General features: G+C 45.8%; 15 protein-coding genes and 1 pseudogene. 10 read left to right on the top strand and 6 right to left on the bottom strand.

What is annotated here, in order from left to right; genetic code table 11:
* Positions 1-183 precede the first annotated feature (183 nt).
* The 6 genes from JMX03_RS10840 to JMX03_RS10815 all read right to left on the bottom strand — a co-directional run bounded on the left by JMX03_RS10840 (position 184) and on the right by JMX03_RS10815 (position 12,062).
* Complete coding sequence (locus JMX03_RS10840; protein ID WP_201596728.1) at positions 184-2,217, bottom strand: UvrD-helicase domain-containing protein; 2,034 nt, start codon at positions 2,215-2,217, stop codon at positions 184-186.
* A gap of 326 nt (positions 2,218-2,543) precedes the next feature.
* The gene (gene hemB, locus JMX03_RS10835; protein WP_201574094.1) at positions 2,544-3,551 is read right to left on the bottom strand and encodes a porphobilinogen synthase; all 1,008 of its coding nucleotides are present in this window, start codon (positions 3,549-3,551) and stop codon (positions 2,544-2,546) included.
* Between the two features lie 229 nt (positions 3,552-3,780).
* Entirely contained in the window at positions 3,781-5,619 is a 1,839-nt protein-coding gene (locus JMX03_RS10830) for an efflux transporter outer membrane subunit (protein WP_201596727.1), read from the bottom strand.
* Entirely contained in the window at positions 5,616-8,846 is a 3,231-nt protein-coding gene (locus JMX03_RS10825) for an efflux RND transporter permease subunit (RefSeq protein WP_201596726.1), read from the bottom strand. Before JMX03_RS10825 ends, JMX03_RS10830 begins: the two co-directional genes overlap by 4 nt.
* A 35-nt stretch (positions 8,847-8,881) precedes the next feature.
* On the bottom strand, positions 8,882-10,273 hold the full coding sequence (locus JMX03_RS10820; protein ID WP_201596725.1) for an efflux RND transporter periplasmic adaptor subunit: 1,392 nt from the start codon (positions 10,271-10,273) through the stop codon (positions 8,882-8,884).
* Positions 10,274-11,036: 763 nt separating this feature from the next.
* Entirely contained in the window at positions 11,037-12,062 is a 1,026-nt protein-coding gene (locus JMX03_RS10815; protein WP_201574098.1) for a polyprenyl synthetase family protein, read from the bottom strand.
* Positions 12,063-12,552: 490 nt separating this feature from the next.
* On the opposite strand from JMX03_RS10815, the gene rplU reads away from it, so the two are divergent.
* The 10 genes and pseudogenes from rplU to nuoH all read left to right on the top strand — a co-directional run bounded on the left by rplU (position 12,553) and on the right by nuoH (position 24,706).
* The gene (rplU, locus tag JMX03_RS10810) at positions 12,553-12,864 is read left to right on the top strand and encodes a 50S ribosomal protein L21 (RefSeq protein ID WP_201574099.1); all 312 of its coding nucleotides are present in this window, start codon (positions 12,553-12,555) and stop codon (positions 12,862-12,864) included.
* Between the two features lie 105 nt (positions 12,865-12,969).
* A complete protein-coding gene (rpmA, locus tag JMX03_RS10805) occupies positions 12,970-13,227 on the top strand; it encodes a 50S ribosomal protein L27 (RefSeq protein ID WP_201574100.1) in 258 nt (85 codons plus the stop codon).
* A gap of 537 nt (positions 13,228-13,764) precedes the next feature.
* Entirely contained in the window at positions 13,765-14,454 is a 690-nt protein-coding gene (lolA, locus tag JMX03_RS10800; protein ID WP_201574101.1) for an outer membrane lipoprotein chaperone LolA, read from the top strand.
* Between the two features lie 794 nt (positions 14,455-15,248).
* Positions 15,249-15,872 carry an NADH-quinone oxidoreductase subunit A gene (gene ndhC / locus JMX03_RS10795; protein WP_201596724.1) on the top strand — a complete coding sequence of 208 codons (624 nt, stop codon included), beginning with the start codon at positions 15,249-15,251 and terminating at the stop codon, positions 15,870-15,872.
* 93 nt (positions 15,873-15,965) lie between these two features.
* Entirely contained in the window at positions 15,966-16,634 is a 669-nt protein-coding gene (locus JMX03_RS10790) for a NuoB/complex I 20 kDa subunit family protein (protein ID WP_201596722.1), read from the top strand.
* An 83-nt stretch (positions 16,635-16,717) separates the two neighbouring features.
* The gene (nuoC, locus tag JMX03_RS10785; RefSeq protein WP_201596720.1) at positions 16,718-18,493 is read left to right on the top strand and encodes an NADH-quinone oxidoreductase subunit C/D; all 1,776 of its coding nucleotides are present in this window, start codon (positions 16,718-16,720) and stop codon (positions 18,491-18,493) included.
* 130 nt (positions 18,494-18,623) lie between these two features.
* Positions 18,624-19,133, top strand: a complete 510-nt coding sequence (gene nuoE, locus JMX03_RS10780) for an NADH-quinone oxidoreductase subunit NuoE (RefSeq protein WP_201574105.1) — start codon at positions 18,624-18,626, stop codon at positions 19,131-19,133.
* Positions 19,130-20,553: pseudogene (nuoF, locus tag JMX03_RS10775) on the top strand (NADH-quinone oxidoreductase subunit NuoF). Before nuoE ends, nuoF begins: the two are co-directional and overlap by 4 nt.
* 9 nt (positions 20,554-20,562) lie before the next feature.
* Complete coding sequence (nuoG, locus tag JMX03_RS10770) at positions 20,563-23,670, top strand: NADH-quinone oxidoreductase subunit NuoG (RefSeq protein ID WP_201596718.1); 3,108 nt, start codon at positions 20,563-20,565, stop codon at positions 23,668-23,670.
* A 49-nt stretch (positions 23,671-23,719) separates the two neighbouring features.
* Positions 23,720-24,706, top strand: coding sequence for an NADH-quinone oxidoreductase subunit NuoH (gene nuoH / locus JMX03_RS10765; RefSeq protein WP_201577096.1), 987 nt, complete (start codon positions 23,720-23,722; stop codon positions 24,704-24,706).
* Positions 24,707-24,733 lie beyond the last annotated feature (27 nt).

Genomic DNA, 24,733 nt, shown 5'->3' with positions numbered 1-24,733 from the left:
TACAGCGCTACTGGTATAAATTTTCCTTGCTTGCTGCGTTCTCAGAGGCTGCGTAACCCATATTTTAAAAAGAAAGCATTCCAGTAGCACTTTTAAAATTATGCCAGTTTTTTCAACTGACTATATCAATAGACCCTACTAGGCTAAAGCGTCAACCTATAAGGACACGCCTGAGAGCAAATGCTAGCGATTACCCAATAACGCTCGAATATTCGCCAAATACTCATCAGCGACGGCTTCTGGGTTTTTGGTGGCTTTTTTCTTTTTGGCTTTGGCTGGCCAGTCGATATGGTCTTCTGGTAACTCATCTAAAAACCTTGACTCCGAGGTCACGCGCATCTGACCACCAGCACGGCGCTGAGTGGCGAGAGTGAGAGTGAGCTCACGACGGGCGCGGGTAATACCCACGTACATCAAGCGCCGTTCTTCTTCGACTGTCTCGCTTAGGATAGAGTTTCGGTGCGGTAGCATCTCTTCCTCTAAGCCCATGATATAGACAAAGTCAAACTCCAAGCCTTTTGCTGCATGCAAAGTCATGAGGTTTACTTTATTGGTATTTTCTTCTTCTTGCTGCTGCTCGAGCATATCGAGCAGCACCAGCTTACGAATGATGGTATCGATGGTACGATCTTCGTCTTCTTCAGCGCGGTTAATCAGAGACTGAATACTGGTATAGAGCATATCGATATTATCAATACGGTTTTTTTCTTGTTGCGGCGTTTTTGAGTCGCTGCGTACAAAGTCGATATAACCGGTCTCATCAATCATCTGGCGCACGATAGGGACTGGATCAGGGTGCTGATCTAGCTCACGGGTATAGTGCTCAATAAAATCGCCAAACTCTTTTAAGGTACCATAAGCTTTGCTCGGTAATACATGGCTCAAACCACCATGCGTACAGGACGCTAGCAGAGAAATGCTGTGCTCTTGTGAGAACAGTCCTAATTTTTCTAGAGTCGCTGGTCCCATTCCGCGTTTGGGCGTGTTGATAATGCGCAAAAAAGCACTGTCATCTTCAGGGTTCAATATCAGACGCAGATAGCCCATGATGTCTTTGATTTCACTACGGGCAAAAAACGACTGACCGCCAGAAAGCTTATAAGGCACTTGCAGCTGACGCAGCTGTGCTTCTAACATCCGCGCCTGAAAGTTACTGCGATAAAGGACGGCGTATTGCTCCCATTCATTACCAAAGCGCAGTTTATGAGTGACGATCTCTTTTGCCACGCGCTCGGACTCATCGTCGTCATTACGGCAGTTAATAATACGGATTTTTTCGCCTTGACCTTTATCTGACCAGAGCTTTTTTTCAAATAAATGCTCATTGTTGGTAATGACCGCGTTGGCAGAGGTCAAAATACGCGTAGTTGAGCGGTAGTTTTGCTCAAGCATCACAATTTTAAGCTTAGGGAAGTCTTCTTTGAGTAATGCCATGTTTTCAGGTTTGGCACCGCGCCACGCATAGATAGATTGGTCGTCATCGCCAACGACAGTAAAGCGTCCTTGCGGTCCGACCAAATACTTAATCATTTCATATTGTGCGGTATTGGTATCTTGATATTCATCGACTAGCAAGTAGCGGATACGGTTCTGCCACTTATCGCGTAGCTCTCTGTTTTCACGCAAAATCTTAGTCGGTAGCACAATTAAGTCATCAAAATCGACGGCATTATAAGCGCGTAGATTGCGCTCATATAGCGCATACAAGGTGGCAAAAATCATGTCTTCTGGATCTTCTAAGGTCTCCATCGCTTGATCTGGCTCAATGAGATCGTTCTTCCAGTCAGAAATCATCTTAATGGCTTTGCCGACCAGTTCGCGACTTTCAGCACCGCTTAAATTGTCACGCATCATCAGCTCCATCAACAAGCGCTTGCTGTCATCGCTGTCCATGATGGAGAAGTTGCCCTTTAAAGGCGTGTGAATCAGCTCATAACGTAAAAACTGTAGTCCGAACTGGTGAAAGGTTGATACCGTTAATCCGCGGGTCTTTTCGCTAGGCAGGAGCTTGCTGACCCGCGCTTTCATTTCACGGGCGGCTTTGTTGGTAAAAGTCACCGCCGTGATGCGCTCGGCTGGCATGTTGCACTCTTCGATAAGATAGGCAATTTTGCGGGTGATGACTGAGGTTTTACCCGAGCCTGCCCCAGCCAAGACGAGCAGAGGTCCGGATACGTAGAGCATGGCTTCTTGTTGTCTAGGATTGAGTTGACTCATAAAATGACCTGTAAGGCAAAAGCTAAAGGGAAATATAATCTAAAGGAAAGTATAAACTGAGGCGAGAGGGTTGATCACGCCTTAATATTAGTAAGAAAATTCGGCAGATAGCGTAAGGTCGCCATCAAAATTAGGTTGGTTATTATAAAGCAAAATGGATACTTTTGGGCAGGAGATGGAGAATGGCTATTCACATTAAGGTGTCGCTAAGGATATTAGGGTCTGTTTGATTATTCGACCTTGGCACTGACAGACCCTAAAATCTCGTCTACGGACAGACACTTGTAGACGAGAGAAGGTAATATTTCTAAAAAATTAACACAACACTAAGCGTTATTTAACTGACGTGCTGCTTCAAGGGCAAAATAGGTCAAAATACCATCGGCACCCGCACGGCGGAAACCAATTAATGATTCTAAAATGACCGCATCGCTGAGCCAGCCGTTTTGGATAGCGGCCATGTGCATCGCATATTCACCAGAGACTTGATAAGCAAAGGTCGGTACACCAAAGGTATCTTTGACTTCACGAATCAGATCTAGATACGGCTGACCAGGCTTAATCATCACCATATCTGCACCTTCGTTAATGTCCATCGCCACTTCATGTAATGCTTCGGCGCGGTTACCAAAGTCCATCTGATACTGTTTTTTGTGCCCACCTTTTAAATTGCCAGCACTACCGACCGCATCACGGAATGGACCATAATAAGCAGACGCATATTTGGCAGAGTAGGCCATAAGAGCGGTATTGACAAAGCCCTCGCTCTCAAAAGCATCGCGCATGGCTCTGATACGGCCATCCATCATATCGCTAGGAGAGATGATATCAGCCCCAGCACGCGCATGGACGAGAGCTTGTTTGACGAGTACTTCAACAGTGGCGTCGTTTACCACGTAGCCGCTGTCATCGAGTAAGCCATCTTGGCCGTGTGACGTATAAGGGTCGAGCGCCACATCTGTCATCACTACCATTTCTGGCACGGCATCTTTGACTGCTTTCACTGCACGTGCGGTTAGGCCGTTTTCATCGTAGGCCGCTTTGCCATCTGGTGTTTTTAATGCGTTATCAATGACTGGGAAGATGTCGATGGTCAGCACGCCTTCGCTCAATAGCTCTTTGGCATAGTCAATCAGCAAGTCGATTGATAAGCGTTCAACCCCTGGCATACTGGCTATCTTTTCGCGCTGGTTATCACCTTCTAACACAAATACTGGCGCGATAAAATGCTTGGGATGAAGTTCAACTTCTCTGATCATCGCCCGTACACTATCGTTATAACGCAGGCGGCGTAGGCGAGTTTCGGGGAATTGGCGGTTAAAGGTATAAGACATAATCGTTCCTTATTATATTTTCAATAATTGTCATTTCCAACATCTTTGCTTTCATTAAATCAAGCATCTTAAAAGCGTGGCATTTTTTATAAAATGAATGTGCATCAAAGAGTATTTCAATAGAGTGAGACTACTATAACCAAAAGCAGCCTACTAAAGCAAAAAGCCCCACCAAGGCGGCAGGGCTAGTTGTCAGGTATTTCTCATCTACCAAGCATTTTACGACTACCTAAGGTTCGATGATCTGCGTTACTGGTACCTGTTCAACAGTATTCTCTTTCAGAGTAACTTCTTCAGTGACCACTCCAACAGCCGCATCTGCTTGGCCATCCTGATTAATATCAACGGCAGCAGTCGGTCTAAAGGTCGACTTGGTCACTGTTTCAGACTGTTTAATGGCCTGAGCTTCTTGTGGAGACGCTACCCGTGCTGAGCTTGCTGCATCAATGACATAAGCGGCTTTCGCTTCTGCACTGTTTGCAGGCAAGTTTGCAATTTGGGCGAGGTTGGTATACTGCGCCGCAGGAATAACTTCTGGCACATCAAGATTGGCACCGCCACCAAGCGCTTGGTATAGCTCAATTTGGCTGACGATTTTCTGTAGTTCCAAATCTAAAATACCTTGCTGAGTTGAGAACAACGAGCGCTGCGCATCGAGCACATCTAGATAGTTTGAGATACCTGCTTTGAAGCGCGCATCTGCTATCTGATAAGTCTGCTCAAAGTTATCTTGCAGACGATACTGTGCTTGTAGCTGATCTCCTAATGTCGCTCGGGTAGCAAGCACATCCGACACTTCACGGAATGCCGTTTGGATAGACTTTTCGTAGTTTGCAAGGGTTTGCTCACGTTCGATTTTTGCCACGTCATAATTGGCGTCTAAGCGGCCAGCATCAAAGATTGGCACACTGATGCTTGGACCGAACGACCAACCGACTGAGCCACTCTTGAACAAGTCGTCCAAACTGCCACTACTCACCCCAACACTACTAGCAAGGCTAATAGAAGGAAAGTAAGAGGCACGTGCGACGGCGATGTTAGCGCCAGCCGCTTTGAGGTTGTACTCAGCTTGCAGTACATCTGGACGATAGCGTAGGAGCTCACTTGGTAGACCAGCACTAAAGACTTCATGGGTGGTGATATTACTGACTGCAGGCGCTGGAATAAGCTCACCTGGAATAGGGCCACCGACCAAGAATTGCAGCGCGTTACGTGATTTCAAAATGCTGCTTTGTGCACGCAGTACGGCAAGCTTGGCGTTTTCTAAAGAAGCACTGGCTTGTAATGACGGTAGCTTAGGGTCAATGCCTGCTTCAAAGCGCTTGTCAGCGATGAATAGCGATCTCTCACGACTCTCAACTGTGGCTTCAGCTAACTTAAGCTGTGCCATGCTATAGCTTAGATTGGCGTAGCTTTGAGCAATATTACTAATCAAGCTGATCTGGGTAGAGTCTTTTGCCGCAGTCGTTGCCAAAAAGTTCTGCAATGCTTGATCTTTTAGGCTAGAAATCTTACCCCAAAAGTCTAGCTCATAGTTAGCAAGACCTAAATTGACGTTATAAGAGCCACTAGAGTTCTTATCAACACGGTTTTGTGCTGAGCGAGTGTAGCCACCACTGCCATCGATTCTAGGCAGATCATTAATATCAGTGATTTGATATTGTGCGCGCGCTTTTTCGATCGCGAGGCGGGCACTTTCAAAGTCTTTGTTGTTTTCTAGACCTATTGCAATCAGCCCTTTTAGGCGCTCATCGCTATAGAAGTTTTGCCAACGCTGACTGGCAAGACTTGGCTGTTCAGAGGTGCTAACGGTTTCTTTATCAAACGCTCCGTAGGCCTGTTCGATAGGAATGTTAGGCTCAGCAAGGACGGGGCGCATATCCGCTTTGGGAATGGTATTACAGGCCGCCATGCTCATCGCCAATACTGTCAGGCCAAGCAGGCGTCCACCGTTTTTGCGCATCTGTGCGGAGGAGGATACTTCCTGTAGATTGCTCATAGTCGGCATGCTAGCAGTAGTCACTACTGCTGCAGCTGACTTGCTGGTAAAAATGGAACGAAAACTCATTGTGTATTATCTCCAAGGCTTACAGGCTGATAACTCTCAGGGGGCGTTGGACTTTGTGGGCCAGACGTACCGTTGTCATCATCTCTATTGTTTGGCTCATTGTTCTCATACTTATGCGGGAACATGCTGCGCACCCAGATATAGAACATAGGAATAAAGAAGATACCTAAGAACGTCGCAGTAATAACACCACCAACCACACTGGTACCGATAGCATTCTGACTACCTGAGCCTGCGCCAGTCGCTATGAATAATGGCACAACACCAAGGCCAAACGCAAGCGAGGTCATGATAATAGGACGTAGACGTTGCCTTGCTGCTGTCATGACCGCCTCTTTTAGACTATAGCCTTGCTCTTGGTGTTCTTTGGCAAACTCAATAATTAGAATGGCGTTTTTGGCAGACAGACCAACCACCGTGAGTAGACCTACTTGCAAGTAAATGTCGTTTTCAAAGCCTCGTAGCCAAGTAAATATCACCGCACCCAAGACCCCAAGCGGGATCACTAGTAGGACGGAGAAGGGCACAGACCAGCTTTCATACAAGGCTGCTAGACATAAGAATACTACTAAAATCGATAGTGCATATAGCATTGGCGCCTGTGCACCTGACTTTTGCTCTTCAAGTGACATACCTGTCCATTCAAAGCCGACACCTTCAGGGAGTTGCTCTACCATCCCCTCCATTGCACTCATCGCTTCACCAGTACTCAATCCTGGTGCTGCGCTACCCTGAATGTTCATAGACGGCAAGCTGTTATAGCGAGTCAAGCGCGGCGAGCCTGATTGCCACTCACTACTAGAGAACGCATCAAATGAGATCATGTTACCGACATCATTACGCACATACCATTTACCGATATCATCAGGATTGGTACGGCTGCTCGGCTCACCTTGAACAAATACACGTTTAATACGGCCACGATCAATGAAGTCATTAATGTAGCTTGAGCCCCAAGCCGTAGAAATAACGCTATTAATGTTACCCATAGATAAGCCATAAGCAGCGGCTTGTTCTTGGTTGATATTGACTTTTAATTGCGGGGCATCTTCTTGACCGTTTGGACGCACACCAGCGACTTGCTCGTTTTGTGCAGACATGCCAAGGAGCATATTACGCGCTTCAACCAGTGCCTCATGTCCGATACCACCTGTATCCTGTAGCATCAAGTCAAAACCACTGGCGTTACCAAGTTCGGTAATCGCTGGCGGTACAATGGCAAACACCTGCGCTTCGTTGAGCTGAGTAAAGAAGTAACCCATGGCCCGATCAGCAACAGCTTGGGCAGTATTTTCTTTGCCTGGTCGTGCATCCCAATCCGTCAAACGGACGAATGCCAGTCCCATGTTTTGACCACTACCAGCAAAGCTGAAGCCTGCGATAGTGAAGACGGAAGCGATATTGTCTTCTTCTTGAGAGTCATAGTAGTCACTGACTTTATCGAGCACATCTTGAGTTTCATCAAGTGTCGCACCTGCTGGAAGCTGTACCAAGGTAAACATAATACCCTGATCTTCTTCTGGTAAGAATGAGCCAGGAATGCGTAAGAAGACCACCGCCATGATACCAATGATGGCAGCATAGCCAATCAGATATAACCATTTGAAGCGAAAGCTCTTACCAACCGTGTTTTCATAAGAGCGGCTCATTTTGAAGAAGCTACGGTTAAACCAACCAAAGAAACCTTTTTGATTTTCTTCGTTACCTTTCTCATGACTCTTACTACGTTTTAGCAAGGTCACACAGAGAGCAGGCGTGAAGATAAGCGCGACCAGTGCCGAGAGTACCATCGCGGTAATCAAAGTGATGGAGAACTGGCGATAAATCACGCCCGTTGAACCACCAAAGAAGGCCATCGGTACGAATACTGCTGATAGAATCAGTGCAATACCAATAACAATCTTACTGATCTCTTTCATTGATTGAATGGTGGCGGCCTTGATGGAGATATCAGGGTCTTCCTCCAAGATACGCTCGACGTTTTCGACGACGACGATAGCGTCATCGACCAGCAGACCAATGGACAGTACCATGGCGAACATGGTCAGTACGTTGATACTAAAGCCTGCAACATAGAGTACAGCAAAGGTACCAAGTAAGACGACAGGTACGGCAAGGGTTGGAATAATGGTTGCACGCCAGTTCTGCAAAAAGATGTACATGACGATAAACACCAGTGCGATCGCTTCTAGCAGTGTGTATACGACTTGCTGAATAGATAAGCGTACAAACGGTGTCGTATCATATGGTACAACTGAGATCAGACCAGCTGGGAAGTTAGCTTCTAGCTCAGCCATACGCGCGCCGACAGCTTCACGAGTCTCAAGCGCGTTCGCTCCGCCAGCCAGAGAGATACCTAGACCAGCTGCTTCTTGACCATTATAGAGTGAGATAACGCTGTAGTTTTCACTACCAATCTCGACATCTGCGACATCACCCAAGCGCACTTGGGCACCAGAGCTGTCTGTTTTTAATAAGATGTCTTTGAACTCATCAGGTGTTTGTAGATAGCTTTGGACGGTTACTGTGGCGTTAATCACCTGTTGATCGGTATCAGCAGGCGCTTGGCCGAGCTGACCAGCAGAGACTTGCGCGTTTTGCGCACGTACTGCATTAACGACATCAGATGGCACCATGTTATAGCTACGCAGGCGTGATGGATCTAGCCAAATACGCATAGCATAAGCGGAACCAAACACCTGAACTTCACCGACACCCTCGACTCGGCTAAGTTGATCGACGACGTTTGAGTTGACATAGTCAGCGATATCCGCGCGATCCATAGCGCCATCTTCAGAAATAAAACCTTGCACCATTAAAAAGCTGCTAGAGGATTTATTGACGTTGACGCCTTGACGCTGAACGGACTCGGGTAGCGAGCTCATGGCCGCTTGTAGCTTATTCTGTACCTGTACTTGCGCGGTATCAGAGTCGGTACCGTTCTCAAAAGTCAGAGTGACAGAGGCGCTGCCGTTTGAAGAGCTCGACGACGACATATACATCAAACCATCGAGACCTTTCATACGCTGCTCAATGATCTGAACAACCGAGTTCTCAACGGTTTGGGCGTTAGCACCAGGATAGCTTGCGCTCACTGAAACGGTTGGTGGTGCGATGCGTGGGTACTGCTCAATCGGTAAACTAACGACCGATATCACCCCGACGAGCATGACTAAAATAGCCAATACCCATGCAAAAATAGGGCGATCAATAAAAAAACGTGACATAGTATATCCCTAAGTCTTCCTATCTTTGAATGGAATTAGTTGGTGGCTGCTTCTGCAGGTTCTTTAGCGGAAGTGTCATCATCAGGCGTATCCGCTGTGTTTGCGGCTTGCTGCGGTGTTTTTGCCGTAGGCGCACCTTGGGCGGATGGCGCAGGGTTCGGATCTTCTAATGGTTTGACGACCACCTCTTGTTCAGGTTTGACCTTCGAACCGCCAATCACCACCACTTTATCCCCAGCTTTCAGGCCATCTGTGACAACCCACTGTCCCTCATAAGTACCATTAATAGTGACAGGACGTACTTGAATTTTGTTGTTTTCATCAACGATATATACTTGCGTTTCACTCTTAGGTGTACGCATTACCGCACTTTGCGGTACCAAAGCAGCGTTGGTAATCACGCTTTGCGTTAAGCGTGCAGTGACATACATGCCTGGCAGTAAGGTATTGTTATTGTTAGGGAATACCGCGCGTAAGGTCACCGCACCAGTTGACTCATCAACCCTGGCCTCAGACAAGGCGAGTTGACCACGGACTGGATACACTGAGCCATCTTCTAATACTAGCTCAACAGTATTCATTCCTGCTTGTGCCTTGCCTTCAGAGATTTGTTGACGCAGTTTGAGCAGCTCAGAAGATGACTGGCTGATATCGACATAGATGGGATCTAAGCGCGAGATGGTAACTAAGGGATCAGGCTGACCAGAGCTGACCAACGTACCAGCGGTCACGCTTGAGCGACCACTACGACCTGTGAGCGGGGCACGAACGATAGTACGATTGAGATTTAGAGCACTGGCATTCAAGTTGGCTTGTGCAGCCTGAATGTTGGCTTTTGAGCTTTCAATGCCTGCTTGGGTTTGTCCGACCGCTGCTTGGGCGCTCTGAACAGCCGCTTGCGCCGTACGCACTTGCGTCACCGCTTGGTCATATTGTTGTTTGGAGATCGCATCGATATCGACAAGCCCTTCTAGGCGTTGTAGATCGTTCTGTGCTTGTGCAAGTGATGCTTGACGACTGGCCAGCTCAGCTTTTGCATTGGCGTTGTTGGCCATCGCAGTTTGATAGTTGGCCTGAGCTTGCTGTACCGCTGCTTCACCGCTAGCAACAGACGAAGTATAGTTGTCGGTGTTGATTCGATAAAGCGGCTGATTCTTTTTGACATTGCTGCCTTCACGGAACAAGATTTCTTCAATAACCCCATTCACCTGTGGACGGACGTCTGCAGTTTGATAGGCGGCAGTACGTCCAGAAAAAGTATGTACTTGGGGGACAGTATCAAAGGTAACGGTCTGGACGTTGACGACGGCAGGCGGCATCTGCTGCTGTGCTTGCTCACCAGCGGCGCCCTCGTTTTTGTCACAGCCAACCAGTACAGCTCCAGATAGTACAGATGCTATTACAAGCGCAAGATAAGAGTGCTTCATCAATGTCCTCGTCAATAATATAGATGCGGTATAAGTAAAAGTTTAAAGGTCAATCTTAACGTCATGGATAGGGTTGTTCGTTATTAACTAATTGAGCATATTCAATTAGTGATCTGCTCTTAAGATAAATATTGGTAATATTCAGACCAATATAACCGTACATAATAAATATACATACTCAGAGCAGGTTAAGGATGCTGATATTCAATATCATAAAAAATTCTAGCGCCAAAAAACTGTTGCATACTCTATATAATAGGTCAAACCACATTATATTTTAAGCAGTTGACATCTGATCCGCAGTTTATCAATCAAACCAAAATCAGAATAGAAGGTTATGAAACAGAGTCATGGTACTAAAAAAGCAACCATATAGTAGTTTTAGATAAATAAATTCAATCGATTATTATAAACTATGGGGTGTACCCTACAGTCAAGCACAAAAAGACAGCTCTTTATGCCTCAAAACCATCTTGCAACTCTTTGTAAGCGAAGAGGAACATAGACAGTACAAGTGATACAGGAAACAATAGTGGCTTGAATTTTCTACGATTGACCGCCTTAAAAATTGTTAATTTTTGTTATATTGATTCATTAACTGACATTTTTTTATAGTTTTGAGCCTGATTTTTAGCAAAAACCTCATCGTACAGAAAACAGATGTTTTAGCAACATCTAAGTATTTTCGCTATTACATCCAGCCATAAGCTATTATTCTTGATTTAGTTTCAAGCTATCATTCTTGGCTTAATATCGTATTAAATTACAATAAACGCGCGCTAGCAAGTTCAGTCAATTGATACAGACCTTGACGGTAGCGATTGTCAGGCAGGGTGCTTAGTGCCTGCTGTGCCAGCGCGGTTTCTTCCAAGGCGCGCTTTTTACAATAATCTAACGACCCTGAACCCCGAACCAGTTCGATCAGCTGCTCAGCGTTTGGCGTTTTACCCGTTTGCACAGCGACTCGAAGCTGGTTGTAGCCGTCTTTGTCACTGTCTTTTAGAAGTTCAAGCGCTTTGATCGTAGGCAGAGTAGGCTTACCTTCAGCCAGATCGTCACCAAGGTTTTTGCCCATGAGCTCACTGTCACCGCTGTAGTCGAGGACGTCATCGATAATCTGGAAAGCATTACCAAAATGCTGACCAAAATCACCCAACGCCTGCAAGTATTCTGTTTTGTCCTGCAGTATCGCCGCGCCTTGAGTCGCCATCATAAACAGACGTGAGGTTTTTCCATCGATAATCCGCAAGTAATCCTCTTCGGTTGCCGCAGGATTATGCTGATGTTGCAGCTGCAATACTTCGCCCTCTGCGATATCACAAGTACCATCTGAGAATACTTGTAGCAACGGCAAGCTTTGGAAACCGACCAGTAAGTTAAAGGCACGGGCAATCAGATAGTCACCGACCAATACCGCAGTGGCATTGTCCCAAGTGGCGTTTGCCGTAGGTTTACCACGGCGTTGACCTGACTCATCAATCACATCGTCATGAACCAAGGTTGCGGTGTGCAACATCTCTGTGATGGCAGCCAGATGCATAGCCTGCTTGGAGGGAGCATCCTCAAACATGCGGGCACACAATAGAGTAATCAGCGGGCGCATGCGTTTGCCGCCAGCATTAATGACGTGCTGCGAGACGTTCATTACCAGCTGAACTTTGGAATTGAGGCTGCCAAAGACTTGTTTGTCCATAATCTCAAAATCATCAGCGACGATGCTTTGGATGTCGGCGTAGCTTGGCGTGGGTACAGAAGAAGTAGATGCGCTTGATAAAGAAGTGATGGTCATAATAGATAGTCGTATCAATAAAGGATAAAATAATGGTTTGATAATAGTCTTTTATAAGACTGTCAGTGTGCTTATAGTAGCATAGCTGCGTTATCAATTCGGTGATTAAAATGATGCTTAGATTAATAGTACATTGTAAGTTACTGATTATATGAGCTATAATAGCCACACCTAAGCTTGGGTTTATAGTCAAAGTTTTTACTAAACTGGCTTTGGCGTTTATATTACCCTGCGTTTGCTTAGTCTTTGTGCGCTTAAGCAAGCGTTGGATGTCTTTAAACTCAAGATATCCTGTAGTAAGGTTTTAGCAAATCCTAGTTAGTTTTAGGTACTTTTTAGATACTATCACCAACTTTAAAAACAAGAAGAACGGCTTGCTTTTATGAGCAAAAAGCCGTAAAATCTTGCCTTTAATTTTTCCCTGTCGTGTTCGTCGTCGAAGTGTTGGTATAATATCAGCCACGGCACACGGGTTAAACGGAGTCAGACAATGTACGCAGTAATCAAAAGTGGTGGTAAACAGCACCGTGTAGTCGTCGATGAGCTTTTAAAAGTAGAATTACTAAAAGCAGAAAAAGGCGAAACTATCAAGTTCGAAGACGTGTTGATGGTTGTTAACGGCGATGATGTAAAAATCGGTCAGCCAGTCGTAGAAGGTGCTAGCGTAGAAGTGGAAGTGGTTGAACATGGTCGCGGCGAAAAAATCCGTATCGTCAAGCACAACCGTCGTAAGCATTATCACAAAGAGCAAGGTCACCGCCAATGGTACACCTTGTTAAAAATCAAAGCGATTAATGCCTAATTATTAGCGTAGCTGTTAACTTTTAGCTACTCATACACAATAGCGCACTAAAAGCTCAAGAGTTATCGCCATAGCGATAAGTCACATTAACAAGGAGATTTTCTCATGGCACATAAAAAAGCTGCCGGCTCGACACGTAACGGTCGTGATTCAAACCCAAAAATGCTCGGCGTAAAAATCTTTGGCGGTCAAGCCATTGTCGCTGGTAACATCATCGTTCGTCAACGTGGTACAGAATTCCACGCAGGCGAAGGCGTTGGCATGGGTCGTGATCATACTTTATTTGCACTTAATGACGGTGTAGTGAAGTTTACGACCAAAGGTAAATTTAACCGCCGCTATGTGATGGTTGAAAGCGAGTAGTTTTCGCTCTCAATTTGTCTTATGTTATAATTTATATTATATAAAGTAAGACAGCTTGAAACATACAAAAATCCCTATTGCTATTTGGCAGTAGGGATTTTTTGTGCCTGATTCTGAGTCGTTGGATGTTCAACACGTTTTAGCAAAGTGCAAAATATGATCAAAAAAACTGGTGTAACGGTATGCGTTACAAGCGCGTATGGCAGGTGTAGTATTGATTGCAATTCATGACTAGGCGCGTAATAAAAAAACTGGCACACTGTGGTCATTGGTTGGCAGCGCTATTTTATTAACATGTAAAATAAGCACTTTTAATAAATAAGCACTGCATGACTAAATTTTAGAGCTAGGGTTTAGAACCAAAGGTTTAAGGTTAGAATCAATGATTAGCTCGATAGAGAGAGTCTGTTAATGTATCGCGATAACTCACCATGCACGGAGTTTGAACTGTGCACCAGATGAACACAACAATAGCGCGATGATCTAACCTGACCATTCACTGAACGACATTTTATGACTATTATTAGAGGAACAACGATGACTTTATCTACTAAGAACACAATGACCGTAAAGCAAAAAATAATGAGTGGTGCGTTAGCAGGCGTACTGATGACCAGTTTGGGTGTGGCTGCACCCATGATGGCATTGACGCAATCAGCAACAGCTGCTCCTGCTGATAACTTGGTTGCTGCTAAGCGTTTGAATAAGCTGCTGACGAATACCAAAAGTATGACGGCCAACTTTACTCAAACGACTAAGGGCGCTAGTAGTGGTACCTTTAAAGGCTCGATGAGTGTGCAGCGTCCAAATAACTTCCGCTGGGAGACCAAATCACCGTCTGAGCAGTTGATTGTTGCGAATGGCAATTCAATGTGGATATATGACAAAGATTTGGAGCAAGCAACCAAACAAGGGGTGGACACGCAGGTAGGTAATACTCCAGCGCTACTTTTATCAGGTGATCCTAGCAAAATCGATAAAAACTTTAAGATTACTCAGCCTTATGCCAACAAAAACTACTATGTGCTTTACCCTAAATCAGGCGATGCTAGCTTTAAAAGTCTATCTATGAGCTTTAACGGTGGCAAACCTGTGATGATGGTATTGAACGATACGCTAGGTCAGACCACTTCTATCAAGTTTAGCGGTATTAAGATGAACCCAAGTATCAGCAGTAGTCAGTTTAAATTTACACCGCCACAAGGTGTTGATGTGATTGATCAGTAATTTCTTATAACTTAATAAAAACCAAAAGGACAAGCCATCATGTGGTTTGTCCTTTTTTATTATAAAATCATAATGTTAGGCTCTGTTTACCGATAAAAGTAATGTGTGAGACTGTTGGATAACAGATAATGGTTTGGTGTATTTGCTTGCAAAGTCATCACTCATTTGAGGTGTAGTAAACTTTATGTCAAAAAATACATACTTTGTAGCATATAAAATGACCATTCAATGCAGTAACAAACTGGATTTTGACTATCTATAGGCGTATAGTAGGCAAACAGTTTATGCCAGTTGTCACGCTATTATTGACTACGTGCAATGAGTTATTAAATCAATTAAATGTGTACGTATGATATTGATTTAATAAGTTTGTCTTACGTTTCAGTCAGCATTTTAGTCAGATAGGTTCGACGACCAGCCCTTATCTGCGTCAGCTACTATTAACCAACCATAGTTAATAATTGGGTGTATAAGATTAACGTCATGTGTCTATTGGCGCTATTGCTATGATTTATTTAGAGTAACAATAGCTGTCATGACTAGGTTGATGACCACCTACATAGCTTGCGCCTTAGATATTCGTTACGGTTGGTGCCGTCTTACTATGTTGTCAGTAGTGTTCTTGTCAACAATACTCTTGTCAATAATCTTGATAATTGGCCATTACCAGCACAGTCGATCTGTGTTTTCGTCTGCGTCAGGTATTGTGATGCCATCATGTTTTAAAATATTTTTTAAATCATTATGTCTTGCACTACTTATGACACTCGATTGGGTGAGGAGCACGTATTATCATGTCTGCCTTTGATTGGTCAGCAGTAGCTTTTATTTTAGCCGCTATCGGCTTGGTTGTATTTATGCTGGTCGTCCCGCGCTTACTCGGCGGACGCTCTCATGGCTTACAAAAAGAAGAGATATTTGAAGCGGGTGTTGTCGGAGCTGGCAATGCCCGTATTCGTTTGTCTGCAAAATTCTATTTGGTGGCTATCTTTTTTGTTATCTTCGATTTAGAAGCCTTGTATTTATATGCTTATGCGGTCTCAGTTCGCGAGGCCAGTTGGCTTGGATTTGCAGCGGCTACGATATTTATTGGCATCTTGATTATTGGCTTGATATACGAGCTTAGCTTAGGTGCGATGAATTGGTCGCCTGCTGACAAGCTACGCAAAAAGCCCCGTCTAAAAACGGCTCCTATCGGTTTTAATTTGGCAGACATTACCAAGTTCGATGGTGTGGAAGAGCTAATGGTAGATCCTACTGGGAAGGTGCCAGCACAGTCTTCAGGGCAAATTAATGTCTCAAATAGTATTGAAGAGAACCGCCGTCATCTAAAAAATATTGATCATATTAATACCACGGGCAATATTACTTCTGTGGATTTCTCTGCGTCTGCGCATCATGACAATAAAGAAAGTTAGCACGCAATATACTGATAAGTTTTATTGTCGTATGCTACGTAAATTATTGAAAACATGGTCGCTACGCTGCGCTTAATTTAAAGGTTGTATGTTATGAAGTACACAATAACCAAAGCCAATCCTGATGCAGATCAGTATCCTGCACAGACTCGCCAAACTGTTAATGATCCGCTAGAAGATGAAGTCAATAAAAACGTCTTTATGGGTCGTCTCGAAGACCTTGTACATTCGACGGCTAACTGGGGTCGCAAGCACTCTTTATGGCCATTTAACTTTGGTACTTCTTGTTGCTACGTTGAGTATGCGACGACCTTGACAGCGGTACACGATTTATCGCGTTTCGGTGCAGAAGTGATTCGAGCGTCGCCGCGTCAGGCGGATGTGATGATCGTAGCAGGGACTTGCTTTGTCAAAATGGCGCCTGTGATTCAGCGTCTGTATGAGCAAATGCTTGAGCCAAAATGGGTCATATCTATGGGTGCTTGCGCCAACTCTGGTGGTATGTACGATATTTATTCTGTGGTACAAGGCGTAGATAAAATCATTCCAGTAGATGTGTATGTGCCTGGCTGTCCGCCGCGTCCAGAAGCGCTTATTCAAGGGTTGATGTTGTTGCAAGAGTCCATCACCAAAGAGCGTCGTCCACTAGGGATTCACGTCAATGATCAAGGCGTCTATCAGCCACAGATGACGCCTGAGCGTGACCGTAAGCAAGCAGATCGTATCGCGGTAAAAAACTTGCGTAGCCCAGATAGTATTTAGTTTTTATTGATAAGTATTATTTCGTCAGTAGATTAGAGCCTCTATCTCAGTTTAGTTATGATTAATGAAGGAATACATCATTCATGGTCACGGTAGTCGAAAACAAAGATCCTAAGATCAAACCCGTACCAGCAGTCATCAGAGAGCTGGAACACAAGTATGCTGGCAAGTTTGTCGTGCAGCAGACCGTCGATGAGATTCCGACTGTTTGGGTTGCGCGTGCTGACCTGTTGGATATTTTGTTGTTCTTGCGCACGTTGCCAAAGCCTTATGTCATGCTATATGACTTGTCGGCGATGGATGAGCGCTTGCGTCAACATCGCGCGGGTCTGCCAGCCAGTGACTTTACGGTGTTCTATCACTTAATGTCTCTTGAGCGTAATAGCGATGTACGTATCAAAGTTGCGCTGAGCGAAGAAGATCTCAATATCCCCAGTGCGACCAAAGTGTGGCCAAATGCCAACTGGTATGAGCGCGAAGTGTGGGATATGTTTGGGATTGTCTTTGACGGTCATCCGCATCTGACGCGTATCCTACTGCCTAAATACTGGGAAGGTCATCCACTGCGCAAGGAGTATCACGCGCGCGCGACTGAGTTTACCCCGTATTTTTTGAATACTGCCAAACAACAATACGAGCAAGAAAACTTGCGCTTTGTCCCCGAAGAGTGGGGTATGAAGCGCTCAGGGCGTGATGAAGACTTTATGTTTTTGAACATTGGTCCCAACCATCCTTCAGCTCATGGTGCTTTTAGATTGGTTTTACAGCTTGATGGCGAAGAGGTCATTGACTGTATTCCAGATATTGGTTATCACCACCGCGGCGCCGAAAAGATGGCTGAGCGTCAAACATGGCATTCTTATATTCCTTATACCGACCGGATTGATTATCTTGGCGGTGTGATGAATGAGCTACCATATATCATGTCGGTCGAAAAGCTGGCGGGAATTACCATTCCACCGCGTGCTGAAACTATTCGCGTGATGATGAGTGAGTTTTTCCGTATTACCAACAACCTGCTATACGTCGGTACCTTTATCCAAGATGCTGGGGGTATGACGCCAGTATTCTATATGTTTACCGACCGCCAAAAAGCTTATGACGTCATCGAAGCCGTGACTGGTTATCGCATGCATCCAGCTTGGTTTCGTATTGGCGGTACAGCGCATGACTTACCACGTGGCTGGCAACGTCTGGTACGTGAGTTTTTGGACTGGATGCCAAAGCGCTTGGATGAATATGTCAAAGCAGCTCTGCAGAACAGTGTGCTGAAGGGTCGTAGCCAAGGCGTTGCGCAGTATAATGCCAAGCAAGCATTAGCTTGGGGCGTGACGGGTGCAGGCTTACGTGCTACAGGTGTTGATTTTGATTTACGTAAAGCGCGTCCATATATGGGCTATGAAAACTACGACTTTGAAGTACCTGTCGGCTACAATGGCGATGCTTATGATCGCTGTATGATCAAGATTGAGGAAATACGCCAATCCATGCGTATCATCCGTCAGTGTATGGATAATATGCCGCAAGGCCCTTATAAAGCCGATCACCCACTAGCAGTACCGCCACCAAAAGACCGTACTTTAAATGACATTGAAACCCTAATCAATCACTTTATATCCGTGTCTTGGGGTCCTGTGATGCCAGCGGGTGAATGCTCAACGATGGTAGAGGCTACTAAAGGTATCAATAGCTATTACATTACCTCAGATCGCGCCACGATGAGTTATCGTACGCGTATTCGTACGCCGACATTCGCGCATCTGCAGCAGATGCCGTCGGTAATTAATGGCTCGCTGGTCTCTGATGCCATTATGTATTTGGCGTCGATTGATATTGTGATGGCAGACTGTGATCGTTAAAGCGGCTGTCATTATCAAAGCTTAAGAAAGCTCATGTAAATGTGAGCGCCAACTGGCACACCAAATCGTAGTCACTGCGCGATCAGCGCCAAGCATGACTACGTGATGAGTGAGGAAAGAAAAAAAGATTATGAAGATTGTTTCCGATAAAGCGCCAAAAGTAGATGTAGCAAGCATCTTGACCGCTGCTGAAATTGCAGCCATTGATGAGTTTGTACAGCATTATCCACATGCGCGCGCAGCCTCATTAGATGCGCTAAAGATCGTGCAAAAGCGCAATGGCTGGGTTGATGACGCACAGGTAAATGCGATTGCTAATATCCTAGATATTCCAGTCACTGATATCGACGGGGTCGCAACTTTCTTTAACCGTATTTACCGCCAACCTGTCGGCCGCCATGTGATTTTGATTTGTGATTCAGTGGCGTGTTATTTGACTGGCTATGAGGCGCTGTCTGCTGAGATACGCTCACAATTAGGTATCGAGTATGGCCAGACGACAGTAGATGGTCGCTTTACGTTGCTGCCGATTTGCTGCTTAGGTAACTGTGACAAAGGCCCTGCGGTACTGATTGATGAAGATACCTATGGCCCTGTCCAGCCTGATGAAGTCGCCCAGTTATTGGAGCTATACGCATGAGATTAACAGTTTCTGAGCAGATTGCTCGTCGTGGTCAAGGTAAAGCACCCAGCCAACTCAATGATCAACGTATTCCTGTCTATGGTGATAAAGCCACGGCTACCAGTGAGACAAGACCGCTGACATGGCGGCTTGCACACCACGATGCCATATTGGACTTAGCGACCTATGAGTCTTTAAATGGTTTTGCAGGTTTGAAGACGGCGTTAGACAAGCCTGCCATAGACGTACAAAATATGATTAAAGCGGCCAACGTCAGAGGTCGTGGCGGTGCAGGTTTTACGCAGGCCTAAAGTGGTCGTTTATGATTCCTCCTGATGGTCTGCCGCGCTACCTCATCTGTAATGCCGACGAGATGGAGCCAGGTACTTTTAAAGACCGTTTGCTCATGGAGCGTCTGCCTTTTCAGTTGATCGAAGGTATGCTGATCACTGCCCATGCCATTGGTGCCACCGATGGTTATATCTTTATTCGCGGTGAATATATTTTAGCCGCCCAGCGCTTGGTCGCAGCCATTGAAGAATGTCTGGCCAATAATCTAATGGGCGACAACATTCTGGGTTCAGACTTTAGCTTTCATCTACATGTGCATACGGGCGCTGGACGCTATATTTGCGGTGAAGAGACGGCGCTGATTAACTGCTTGGAAGGTCGCCGCGCCAATCCTCGTACCAAACCACCATTTCCACAAGTTTCTGGGGCATGGGGTCGCCCAACGGTCGTCAACAACGTTGAGACCTTATGTAACATGCCAGCCATCCTAAACAACGGCGTGGAATGGTATCAGTCGCTAGCGCAAATAAAAGGCAATAGTGAAACGCCAGGCACTAAGCTATTTGGTTGCTCAGGCTTGGTCAATGATCCTGGATTGTGGGAATTGCCATTTGGTTATACCGCTCGCGAAATCATTGAGGATTTCGCTGGTGGTATGATTGATGGCCGTACCCTCAAAGCTTGGCTACCCGGCGGCGCATCAACGGACTTTTTGACGGCTGATCATTTAGACGTTGTCATGGATTTTGATACCATTCAAAAAGCCGGTAGCCGTATGGGTACAGGTTTGATCATGGTCGTCGATGAAGAGCAAGATATGGTGCCGTTATTGCGCAATCTTGAGATCTTCTTTCAGCGTGAATCATGCGGCTTTTGTACACCATGTCGTGACGGCCTACCTTGGGGTGTCAAACTGCTGACCGCCATTAATGATGGCGAGGGGCAAATAGGCGATGTTGAGAAGTTAGAGGGACTCACGCGCGACTTGTGGATTGGCAAAACCTTTTGTGCGCATGCTCCAGGTGCGATGGAACCACTGATGAGTGCGATAAAATACTTCCGTCCTGAGTTTGATCAAAAAATCGCGCAGGCGGTTGGCGTAGATGTCATTGATGCTGCAGCCAATCAACAGCCAGAAGTGAAATAGGAGAGCGGCATGGCAGTCATACATATTGATGGAACCACTGTCGAGGTAGATAGCGCTGATAACTTGCTGCAGGCATGTTTATCACTCGGCATTGATGTGCCGTATTTTTGTTATCATCCAGCTTTAGGTTCAGTCGGTTCTTGCCGTCAGTGTGCGGTCAAGCAGTATCAAAATTTCGATGATATGGAAGCAGGTCGCGGACGTCTGGTGATGTCTTGTATGGTCGCTCCCGACGATGATATGTACATATCTGTTACTGACGATGAAGCAAAAGCGTTTCGTAAGTCGATGGTTGAGCTCCTTATGACCAACCACCCGCACGATTGTCCAACCTGTGAAGAGGGTGGGCACTGTCACTTACAAGACATGACCTATATGTCAGGCCATAGCCGTCGTCGCTATCGCTTTACCAAACGCACGCATCATAACCAAGAGCTTGGGCCTTTTATCGCTCATGAGATGAACCGCTGTATCGCCTGCTATCGCTGCGTACGTTTTTATAAAGACTATGCAGGCGGCGAAGACTTGGGGGTTTACGCCTCCAATAACCGCGTGTATTTCGGTCGTGATAAAGACGGTCAGCTTGAAAGTGAGTTTTCAGGCAACTTAACCGAAGTATGTCCAACTGGGGTTTTTACTGACCAAACCCACTCTGAGCGTTACAACCGTAAATGGGACATGCAATATGCGCCTAGCATCTGTCATGGCTGTTCGGCTGGTTGTAACATCTCACCGGGTGAGCGCTATGGTGAATTGCGCCGTATCGAGAACCGCTATAACGGCGAAGTAAACCGTTACTTCCTATGTGACCGTGGTCGCTTTGGTTACGGCTATGTCAATCGCGCTGATCGCCCAACCCAAGCGCTTGAGCGTATCAATGAAAAACACGTCAAAATTAATATTGACTATGCACTTGATGAGACCATCAAACGTATAAAAGATAAGAAGGTCATTGGTATTGGCTCTCCACGTGCCAGTTTGGAAACCAACTTTGCCCTAAAAAACCTCGTTGGCTTTGATAACTTCTCAACAGGTCTCAATCACCAGCAGCAAGCACTGGTCAATAAATGCATCGAAGTGCTGAGCACTGAAGGTATCTATAACCCTGGTATGACTGATGTTGAAAGCCATGATGCAGTGCTGATATTGGGTGAAGACATTACCCAAACCTCACCACGCTTGGCACTATCAGTGCGCCAATCGGCAAAAAATGAAGGCCTGAAAATGGCGGCGGCGCTCCAAACTCAGCCGTGGCTTGCAGAGCCTGTCAAACGTATTGCTCAAGATGCCTTGAGCCCAGTCTATGTCATCGACGTTGCTCAAACCAAACTAGAAGATATCAGCAAAGTCAGCGTGGTCGCCACACCAGAAGACATCACGATGCTTGGTTTTAAAGTGGCTGATGAGATTACCAAACTTGCTGATGATTTAGCAGAAGTAGCAGAACCACAATCAGCCGAGCAATCAGATGCTGATGTCAATGCTAATACGGATGCTATGCAAGCGTTGGCTCAGCAAATCGCTTATGATTTGGTGCAAGCTGATAAGCCGTTGATTGTATCGGGCAGCAGTTTGTCATCAACCGCCATGATAGAGGCAGCCGCGCAAATTACTCAAGTACTCACGCAAAAACGTGCAGCTATTAAAGCAACGGAACAGCAGCAAGTAGACGCGCACAATGCCAAAGTAAAAGCGCAAGCGCAGTCTGCTAATGATCAGCCTGAAGAAGATAAAGAGCTATCAGCCAAACCAGCTAAGCCTGAAACGGGTACCAATAAAGATGCGCAAGATGATGTAGAGCGCGAGCCTGCGGACAGTCAAGAGCTAAGAGAAGACAGCCTTGAGCTAAAAACAGTTAATGAAAACTACTATGCGCAAGCGGGTATCTATTTAACGGTTCCTGAGGCTAATAGCATAGGCGTCTGCTTGCTTGGCGGTCAATCAGTCGAAGAATTGCTTGCCACTGATTTTGATGTGGTAATTGTCGCTGAAAACCAGCTGACAGATGCCATTGATGGTCACAAGTTGACTCAGCTATTGGTAGATAAAACCGTCATCGCCTTGGATCATCAGCTACTGGATTGGCATAAAGATGTCGATATCGTCCTGCCGGCTGCCAGCTTTGCAGAAGCAGATGGCACATTGATATCTGCTGAAGGCCGAGCTCAGCGATTCTTCCAAGTTTATGATAACGAATATTACCATCCGCTTAGTAGTATCAAAGAAGGTTGGCGTTGGTTGCATGCAGTTCACAGCAGCATAGAGGGTCGTGATGTCGACTGGACACAGCTTGATGATGTCATCAATGCTTTGGTAGCGACTCATCCTAAGCTTGCTGCTATCAAGGGTGCTGCTCCTGATGCTGATTATCGCATTACTGGTCTCAAGATTGCCCGTCAGCCTCGTCGTTATTCGGGTCGTACGGCGATGCGCGCACCGATATCTGTCCACGAGCCGATGCAACCAAAAGATTTGGACACAGGTTTGACCTTTTCGATGGAAGGTTATAGCGGCAAACAAGCCAAAGGCTCAATGATTCCATTCGCCAATGCAGCGGGCTGGAACTCACCGCAAGCGTGGAATAAATATCAAGACAAAGTTGGGGGTGGCCTAAAAGGTGGCGATCCTGGGATACGCTTATTTGATCAGTTAGAGCGTTTGACACTGCGTCAGTATGTGGCGCCAGAGACTTTGTCTACCGCGACGACTGATATCGAGAAAGGACAAGCTAAGCTGGTTCCTATTTATAATATCTATGCCAGTTCAATCATGGCGTCACGTAGCCCAATCGTCGCCGCACAGCTGCCGGTTGCTACTTGGCGTGTTGGTATTGACGATGCTAAAGACTGGGGTGTGAGTGAGGGTGATTATTTGGCTATCGAGATCGATAATCAGCAAATCACGTTGCCAGTGCAAGTAGTATATTATTTAGCGGAGGGCTGTATTGGCTATCCAGTTGGTCAGGTGAGTATTATTCATCCGTCAATGCCAGCCTCAGTACGCAAGGTTGATGCGCCGGTCAGCATGACAGGTGCTATGGCTGATGATTCAGTCTTAGAAGGTGAGGCTACCTCTAACCGCGCGACTGCCGCGCCGACCAACACGCAGGAGATCTAATATGTCATTTACTCGTATTATTCCTGATGTGCCAAGCTTTTTGGCTGGTATGATGACGTATGATACTTGGTCCATTTTATTTATGGTTGTGCAATCGATTGTCATCTTTTTGGTGGTGGTCATTGTCGCGGCGTTGATGATTGTCTATGAGCGTCGAATGCTGGCGCTGTGGCAAGATCGCTATGGGCCAAACCGTGTCGGGCCTTTTGGCTCCTTGCAGTTGGTTGCTGATATGCTAAAAATCTTCTTTAAAGAAGATTGGACGCCAAACTTTACTGATAAATTTATCTTTATCCTTGCGCCAGCAGTCGCAATGTTTACGGCATTGGCCTCATTTGCCATTATCCCAGTATCACCAACGCTTGGTGTGGCAGATTGGGATATTGGTATTTTGTTCTTCTTTGCCATGGCGGGCATTGCAGTCTATGCAGTACTGTTCGGCGGCTGGGCATCAGCAAACAAGTTCTCGCTACTGGGTGGTCTGCGTTCAGCAGCACAAACCATCAGTTACGAAGTCTTCTTAGGTCTGTCATTGATGGGTGTTGTCGCCTTGACAGGCTCGTTTAATTTACGTGCCATTGTCGAAGCACAGGCTGACGGATGGTACATCATCCCGCAGTTTTTTGGGTTTTTGACTTTTGTGGTTGCTGGTGTTGCCGTTACTCACAGACATCCATTTGACCAACCAGAAGCAGAGCAGGAGCTTGCTGAAGGGTACCATGTTGAATATTCAGGCATGAAGTTTGGTATGTTTTTTATCGGTGAATATGTCAACGTCGTATTAATCTCAGCATTGATGACCTGTTTGTTCTTTGGTGGTTGGCTTGCACCTTTCAATTTAGATATTCCGTTTATTCCGCCAGCTTTTTGGTTCATGATTAAGACGCTGTTCTTTATGACCATGTTCATTTTGGCTCGAGGCTCTCTCATGCGTCCGCGCTATGATCAGGTGATGAATTTTGGCTGGAAGGTTTGCTTGCCAGTGACCTTAATTAATCTGCTGGTTACCGCCGCGGTAATTCTGCTGATGAGCTAAGGCAATGCTGAAAAGGATAATAACCCC

The organism is Psychrobacter fulvigenes, assembly GCF_904846155.1.
Classification (GTDB): Bacteria; Pseudomonadota; Gammaproteobacteria; order Pseudomonadales; family Moraxellaceae; genus Psychrobacter; species Psychrobacter fulvigenes.
Note: the sequence above shows the minus strand (reverse complement) of the source record. Positions and strands in the feature narration are given on the sequence as shown.

Coding starts and splice junctions, on each gene's coding strand:
- JMX03_RS10840 (WP_201596728.1), bottom strand. CDS start 2,217: ATGAGTCAACTCAATCCTAGACAACAAGAAGCCATGCTCTACGTATCC.
- hemB (WP_201574094.1), bottom strand. CDS start 3,551: ATGTCTTATACCTTTAACCGCCAATTCCCCGAAACTCGCCTACGCCGC.
- JMX03_RS10830 (WP_201596727.1), bottom strand. CDS start 5,619: ATGAGTTTTCGTTCCATTTTTACCAGCAAGTCAGCTGCAGCAGTAGTG.
- JMX03_RS10825 (WP_201596726.1), bottom strand. CDS start 8,846: ATGTCACGTTTTTTTATTGATCGCCCTATTTTTGCATGGGTATTGGCT.
- JMX03_RS10820 (WP_201596725.1), bottom strand. CDS start 10,273: ATGAAGCACTCTTATCTTGCGCTTGTAATAGCATCTGTACTATCTGGA.
- JMX03_RS10815 (WP_201574098.1), bottom strand. CDS start 12,062: ATGACCATCACTTCTTTATCAAGCGCATCTACTTCTTCTGTACCCACG.
- rplU (WP_201574099.1), top strand. CDS start 12,553: ATGTACGCAGTAATCAAAAGTGGTGGTAAACAGCACCGTGTAGTCGTC.
- rpmA (WP_201574100.1), top strand. CDS start 12,970: ATGGCACATAAAAAAGCTGCCGGCTCGACACGTAACGGTCGTGATTCA.
- lolA (WP_201574101.1), top strand. CDS start 13,765: ATGACTTTATCTACTAAGAACACAATGACCGTAAAGCAAAAAATAATG.
- ndhC (WP_201596724.1), top strand. CDS start 15,249: ATGTCTGCCTTTGATTGGTCAGCAGTAGCTTTTATTTTAGCCGCTATC.
- JMX03_RS10790 (WP_201596722.1), top strand. CDS start 15,966: ATGAAGTACACAATAACCAAAGCCAATCCTGATGCAGATCAGTATCCT.
- nuoC (WP_201596720.1), top strand. CDS start 16,718: ATGGTCACGGTAGTCGAAAACAAAGATCCTAAGATCAAACCCGTACCA.
- nuoE (WP_201574105.1), top strand. CDS start 18,624: ATGAAGATTGTTTCCGATAAAGCGCCAAAAGTAGATGTAGCAAGCATC.
- nuoG (WP_201596718.1), top strand. CDS start 20,563: ATGGCAGTCATACATATTGATGGAACCACTGTCGAGGTAGATAGCGCT.
- nuoH (WP_201577096.1), top strand. CDS start 23,720: ATGATGACGTATGATACTTGGTCCATTTTATTTATGGTTGTGCAATCG.